The sequence below is a fragment of the Zarconia navalis LEGE 11467 genome (genome assembly GCF_015207075.1).
In the GTDB taxonomy this organism is placed as follows: Bacteria; Cyanobacteriota; Cyanobacteriia; order Cyanobacteriales; family Geitlerinemataceae; genus Zarconia; species Zarconia navalis.
The window spans coordinates 1-6,550 of record NZ_JADEXN010000304.1 but is presented as its reverse complement, the minus strand read 5'-3'; the positions used below and the strand labels follow the sequence as shown (position 1 = coordinate 6,550).

Annotated in this window: 7 protein-coding genes; 1 reads left to right on the top strand and 6 read right to left on the bottom strand. The window is 46.8% G+C overall.

The genetic code is table 11. The features are described from left to right. Positions 1 to 26 precede the first annotated feature (26 nt). The 5 genes from IQ235_RS15365 to IQ235_RS15345 all read right to left on the bottom strand — a co-directional run bounded on the left by IQ235_RS15365 (position 27) and on the right by IQ235_RS15345 (position 3,284). The gene (locus IQ235_RS15365) at positions 27 to 782 is read right to left on the bottom strand and encodes a Uma2 family endonuclease (RefSeq protein ID WP_264322322.1); all 756 of its coding nucleotides are present in this window, start codon (positions 780 to 782) and stop codon (positions 27 to 29) included. 69 nt (positions 783 to 851) lie between these two features. Then, complete coding sequence (locus tag IQ235_RS15360) at positions 852 to 1,052, bottom strand: hypothetical protein (protein WP_264322321.1); 201 nt, start codon at positions 1,050 to 1,052, stop codon at positions 852 to 854. 196 nt (positions 1,053 to 1,248) lie between these two features. After that, a complete protein-coding gene (locus IQ235_RS15355; protein ID WP_264322320.1) occupies positions 1,249 to 1,986 on the bottom strand; it encodes a class I SAM-dependent methyltransferase in 738 nt (245 codons plus the stop codon). 270 nt (positions 1,987 to 2,256) lie between these two features. Further along, a complete protein-coding gene (locus tag IQ235_RS15350; protein WP_264322319.1) occupies positions 2,257 to 2,823 on the bottom strand; it encodes a Uma2 family endonuclease in 567 nt (188 codons plus the stop codon). A 41-nt stretch (positions 2,824 to 2,864) separates the two neighbouring features. Continuing rightward, positions 2,865 to 3,284, bottom strand: coding sequence for a hypothetical protein (locus IQ235_RS15345; protein WP_264322318.1), 420 nt, complete (start codon positions 3,282 to 3,284; stop codon positions 2,865 to 2,867). A gap of 206 nt (positions 3,285 to 3,490) precedes the next feature. Between IQ235_RS15345 and IQ235_RS15340 the strand changes: the two genes are divergently transcribed. Further along, positions 3,491 to 3,913, top strand: a complete 423-nt coding sequence (locus IQ235_RS15340; RefSeq protein ID WP_264322317.1) for a hypothetical protein — start codon at positions 3,491 to 3,493, stop codon at positions 3,911 to 3,913. A gap of 107 nt (positions 3,914 to 4,020) precedes the next feature. Here IQ235_RS15340 and IQ235_RS15335 read toward each other — a convergent pair. Next, the coding region (locus IQ235_RS15335; protein ID WP_264322316.1) for a tetratricopeptide repeat protein at positions 4,021 to 6,550 on the bottom strand (2,530 nt) is incomplete at its 5' end.

Sequence of the window (6,550 nt, the reverse complement as noted above, 5' to 3'; positions counted from 1 at the left end):
AACAACTTCACATTAACTGTATTTTGTCAACTCTCATCGAGATCGATTCCCATGTCGCGCAATCGTTCCTGAAGTTGTTGCAGTTGTTGTTGCGCCAATTGCCGTTGCTGGCGTTCGGATTCGACTTGCTGTTGCGCCAATTGCCGTTGCTGGCGTTCGGATACTGCTGCCTCTTCAGGAGTGGGAACGAGTTCGCCTGTGGGGGTGAAGTAGCGTAATTTTTCCTGGTGGATTCCCAGATACAGTTGCAATTGCGAACTCCACAGCCATCCTTGCGCGGTGGGTTCGATCGCTTCGTACTTACCATCAACGAGGGTAAACCCACAAAACTCAAAACTGTAGGGATCGAACCAGAAGTAATCGGGGGTTTTGAAAGTATTTTGATAGAGGATTTTCTTTCCGGTACGATCGACTTCTGCCGTACTTTCCGAGAGAATCTCGACGATCGCATTGGGATATTTCCCCCCCTCTTCCCACACCACCCAACTTTTTCTGAGTTTGGCATCGGTATCGAGAACCACGAAGAAATCTGGACCGCGAAAATCTCGGGCTTTGGTGCGAGTGGGGCTGTAGTAAACGCTCATATTTCCCGTGGCGTAGAAGTCGTTGCGGTCTTGCCACAGCCATTTGAGACTCATCAGTAAGATGAAGATTTGTTGGAGGTGCCGATCGCTTTCCAATTCCGGTTCGTCGCTGTAAAAATCGCCAGGTGGATAATCGTCAGGTGGATACAGTGTATCGCGCGAGTGGTCCAAGTTGGCGAGGTCTTTGGCAACGGACATGGGAGGCGAGGGCGTGGGAATATTTACGAGTTTAACGCAGAGTATCGGTGTTGCTTCGAGTTTGGATCGCTACGACTTATCTTCGAGTAACAACGCTGCAATCAACGAAGGCGTTCCCCCAATTGCCCCGATCGCGATCCACAACCCCAAATTGCGACCCTTGCGAGATGCTACAACCGCCGCAATTCCGCCAATTATCAAGTGCAACACCATTAACGGCACGATTAAACTCGAATCGATGGGTAAGCCGGGAATTGCAATCTCACTCAAAGTCTTACTCCTGTAAAGGTTTTAACATCCAAGAATTGACTATACCTCAGTATTTGTCATGGCAGGGGAGCAAGAAAGATTATTTGCTCGATTCTAGAGGATGGTGTTTTCGGTTGTTCTATAACTTTCCCGATCGCTGAAATTCACAGAATTACCACGACTGCAAAAATCATCTCTACAGACTCGATCTATATTTTTAAGATTTGCGAAATTCTAGAAAAGTATATAGCGGTACTTTTTCAGTACGTTTTATTTTAGACTCTTTCTTCATGAGTACTTCTTCACGATATTTTTGAATATCAATAAACCAATCAAATATATTTTCGAGTTGAACACCATTTTTAATAAATAAATTTATATATTTGTACATCGGTCGATAATAATATTTAAAAGAACCAATTACGCCAGAAATTTTATGATTTTCAATTATAAAATCTTTTGACAAGTCTCTCGTCACCTTGAAATTATTTTCTGAATCAACATAACCCGTTCTATAGAAGTAGGGACTGACTAAAGCGACAATGATTCTACCGTCAGTCTTCAATACTCTACACAGCTCTCTTACTGCCATTTCTATTTCAGAAAACCAGATGAGCACTAAACTCGCGACGACAAGATCGAATTGTCGATCGGGATATTGTAAGCTTCTAATATCCTGAATGGTAAACTGACCCGCTTTAACAAACTCTTTATCGATTGGCTCGGCAACATCACACGAAAAATAATTAAAGTCTTTCCGATTTTCTTTTAGATGTTTATATATCCATCCATCACCACAACCAACGTCTAGTAAATTACCTCCAGACGATTTCTCGATTAATTCAATTACATTTTTGTGTAAGCCGATTCTTCTCAAATATTCCGAATCGTAACTTTTGCTATTGACAAACTTTTCATACTCATTTAGTGAAGACTTCCAACCGCGATCGGACATAAGAATTAGAGGCTATCGATAAAGTAAATTTTACGTTCGAGTAACGAGTTCGATCGTGGCGATTTCGCTCCACAACTCCAAATTGCGACCCTTGCAAGATGCCACCGTCGCCGCAATTCCGCCGATAATCAAGTGCAACACTATCAATGGTAAAGGTTGCTAGGGCGGAGGTTAACCTGTTTCAAGCGCCACGCCATTGCTCACTTTATCCTAACGGTGTTCTGACTCAATTGCAACGATAGGACGAGGAGATCGAGTTTCCAAAGACTTTCAAAACAACTGACGAACCGAACAGCGAAAGCCCGGTAAAATCGGACTGGTCAATTCATCGCTTTCGTATAATGTCGCAACGAGTTCCAACCGGGCATTTTCGCGGCGATAAATTGCCATCGTTCGATCGAATCGATCGACAATCCAATATTCTAAAATCCCTTGCACGGAATATAACTTTAGCTTCGATTCTCGATCGCGCCGTTCGTTTTTCTGACCCGGAGATAGCACTTCCACCACCAATTCCGGCGCACCCACTAAATGTCCGGATTCATCGAGTAATTGTTCGAGGCGATCGTGGCTCGCCCAAACCACATCGGGAATCACGTTATTCGACTCGCAGAAAATGATTCCAGGCATAACAGCCGCTTGTCCCAAAGTTTCTAGCTCGGAACAGTTGTTAAATGCCGTGATAATTTTACCGCAAACAGCTTGATGCTTCCAATCTGGCGCTCGGGTCACAAATAGCTCTCCATCAATAATTTCGTAACGATTGGCACGATCGCCCTCGAATAATACCAAATCTTCCGTCGTCCACCGGATTGCGCCCACTTCTGCGGTCTGCATCAATTTCTCCTCGCCTCGATCGATAAATATTTGCTTCTATTCTAATCTCTCATTTTATCTAAACTCGCGCTTAGAAATTGATGCGTTGGGTTTTCAATCCCTTTGCGCAATTCTTGCAGCTTTCTCAAGCGATACGTTACCTCATCGTATTCATTTTTATCGATATGTTCGGTGAGCTTTTCTAAAAGGCGATCGCTTTTTAGCGCAACCGCTTCGAGAAAAAAAAGTCGAAATTGACTGCGATCGATCTCATTTAATTCCACAACGGGTAAGTGTTCGATTTCACCATCAATTTCAAGAGGATGTTCGATCGATTTTCCGATTTTAGAAAAGTGCGATCGGGCAAGCCACTCAATACTTTTGACATTGGCAGGTACTTCCGCTGCCGGAGTGGGGTAAACCTCATTCACCCTTTCGATTTCGCCCATTTCGTCTGCGAGGCGCACCGTGGCTTCTTGCAATTGTTCCTCGTCCGATTGCAGATCGGGTCAGGGTAACATTCAGCATGGATTCGGTCATTTGATTTACTCCTGTATTGAGATCGGTCAACATCTGTGGGATGGAATGAGATGCGCCACAATCCTCTCTTCACCCCATTTCATCTCACATCCGGTATAGCAAACAGTGGGAGTATTACGATCGCGCGGTTGAATAAGGAGGAAAACTAATGCGCAAATACATCATATTTCGGGCCGACAAACGCCAACCCGGTTGGAAAGAACGGAAGCTGCAACATACCCAAGGACTCACCCGCATCCTCGCCGAACATTTTGACTCCTCCAATAAACCCATTCCCGAACCGGGATATCGACCCCCAGAATTTGTTCGTGTGGAGGCACTGCACGACTCATCCCAACACGGTACAAGTACTCATTACCGACCGGGGGATTGGGAGGTGACGCGAGTGGAAACCTATACGCCGGAGATACCGATGGGAGAGTTCGATATGGTGGTGATTTGCCACTGCCAGTACAATCCGATCGATGCGCCCTTGAAACCAATGCCCGAACGTCAAGTTTCGATCGACTCTTTTGGTGGTGACGAAGTTGCCTACGCGGAATGGCGGGTCATCCCAAAAAGAACCCATTGAGCAAACGTAAGAGATGTTCTAGGCAATAACAGACCTACCGTAGGGGTCAACGGTCGTTGACCCCTACCAACATCTCTTTACTGTGGGAGATATTTTATTTAGGCAGACTACTCTTGCAACAGTCGCCAAAAGCGTTCGTCTTCCCCAATCGGCACGAAATCGGGATCGGTGCGGGCTTCTTCGCGATAGCCCGAATCGAGATCGATCGCCCGTTTCAAGTTCCCCAATGCCGATCTCACTTGACCTTGCAAGGCGTAACAAACGGCTTTATTGTAATGGGCGGCAGCATAATCGGCGTGCAACTCGATCGCCCGATCGAAAGAGGCAATCGCATCTTCATCCCGTTCGAGTTTGATCGACACGTAGCCGCGATAGTTCCAGGCTTTATGAGAATCGGGGTTAAATTCTACCGCCTTATCGAACGATTCCGCCGCCTCTTTGAAGCGTTCCAACACCTGCAATGCCATGCCGCGATTCAGCCATGCCGTGGCGTTATCCGGCTGCACTTGCACCGCCTTGTCAAACGACTCGAACGCCGCCTCCGATTGTTGCAACTTCCCTAAGATTACCCCCCGATCGACCCAAGCTTGATAGTAACTCGGTTCGATTTCGAGGGCTTTATCAAAAGAGGCGATCGCATCTTCGTGACGTTTCATCCGCCCCAATGCCATGCCCCGATTGAACCAGGCTTTATAATCTTCGGGATGGGCTTTAATGGCTTTATTAAACGCGGCGATCGCCCCTTCGTAGCGTTTCATTTCCTTGAGGGCTAAGCCCCGATGGTACCAACTTTCGGCATCCTCCGGTTCCATTGCCAGGACTTTATCGAAAGCTTCAATGGCAGTTTCGTAGCGCTGCATCTCCCACAGTGCCTTCCCTTTGGCGCGCCACAAGCCAGAACGTTCCGGCTGCAATTCCAATGCCCGATCGTATTCGGAAATGGCCTCTTCGTAGTCTCCCAGGGAAAACGCCCGATCGCCCCGTTCGATATAATCGTCGGGATTCAGAAACAGGCGGGGATGATTCGATTGCAACCGTTCCACCGGTTCGGCGATCGCTTGCACTTTTTCGAGGACTTCCCCTAACGCCGACTCGGTAATCTCCGTAGCGGAAATCTCGCCTAATTTCTCCAAAATCTTCCCTTTCTCCTCTCGGGCATCGGTTTGCACCTGTTCGAGTTGTTCGGTGAGGGTTGATTCGAGTTTATCGATATTTGCCAGGAGGGAATCTTTGCGGGTGCGAATGGCCGATCGCAACTCAGAAAATTCGCTGCTAGCATCGTCTTGGAGTTGCTTGAGACTGCCTTCGGTTTGGGTTTGTTGGGTTTGCAGTTGGGCGTTGGATTTTTCCACCCGTTGGGCTAACTCTTTTTCCAGTTCTAGGACATGTTGCAACGCCCGATCGAGTTGAGTTTGAATTTGCGATTGCGATTGCGATAAAGCGGCGGGAATTTCCACACCCAATCGAGTCAATTCTGCTAATGCTTCATCTTTTTGCAGGTGGGCGTTCTGTTCTGCGGCGGCTTTAATTTCAGCAAATTGGGGAGCGAATTCCGATTCGAGTTGGGCGAGATTGTTTAAGCTTAAATCTCGTTGAGTTCGCGCTTCTTGTTGCAAGGCTTCCAAACGTTCTAAGAATTCTTCTTCTAACTGGTGGAAGGTTTGCAAAACCGAGTCTTTCTTTTGATAAATTTCTCCTTCTAACGCTGATAGTTTGGGCGTAAATTCTTCTGCCAAATTTTGCAAATTTTCCAGGCTCGTTTCCTGCTGTTTCTGAACTTCTACTTGCAAGTTAGAAAGGCGGGCAGCAAAATCAACACCCGATCGCTCGATTTCTCGGAGGGCTTCATCTCGTTTTAGGGCAACGTCTGCCTGGAGTTGAGACAGTTGCGGGGCAAACTCGGCGCTTTGGGCTTCTAGGTTTTGGAGAACGCTCTCTCGCTGTTTGTGGGCGTTGGCTTGGAGATCGAACAGTTGACTATCGAAGTCAGTTTGCGATCGCTCTAAATGCTTGACAAATTCTTCTTTTTGTGAGTCGTATTCTTCTTTTAATTGTTCCAGTTGGGGGGTCACTTCGGCGATCGAACTTTCTAATTTTTCGAGAACTGTCTCTTTTTTCTCGATCGCTTCTTCTTGCAGTTGCGACAGTTTGGGTGCAAATTCTTGACTGAGACTTTCGATATTTTTTAGAACCCGAGTTTGGGTTTCTTCCGCTTCCGTTTGCAGGTGATGGAGGTGCGGTTCAAATTCTTTGCTGAGGGTTTCCCAATCTCCAAAAATTTCGTCTTTGCGATCGACGAGTTCGGTGTGAACTTGAGAAAATTGGGGAGCTATTTCTGCTTTTAAAGTTTCTAGATGTTCGAGGATTTCTCCTTCTCGTTTTGTCGTGCGGTCGCGCAATCCTTCAAGTTCTGTAGCAAAGTTAGATTCGAGGGTTTCCAAGGCATTGCGGGCATCGGCAACCTGGGTTTGAAGTTCGAGAACCGCTTGTTGTTTCGATTCGGAAAGTTCCCCTACCACATGGGATAAACCCGATCGCTTCGCATCAATATCATCTTCAAACGCGCTGGCTTCGCGATCGAGTTGGGAGGTGAGTTTTTCCGTATCTTGGAGGATGCCGCGCACGTCGCGATGGGCG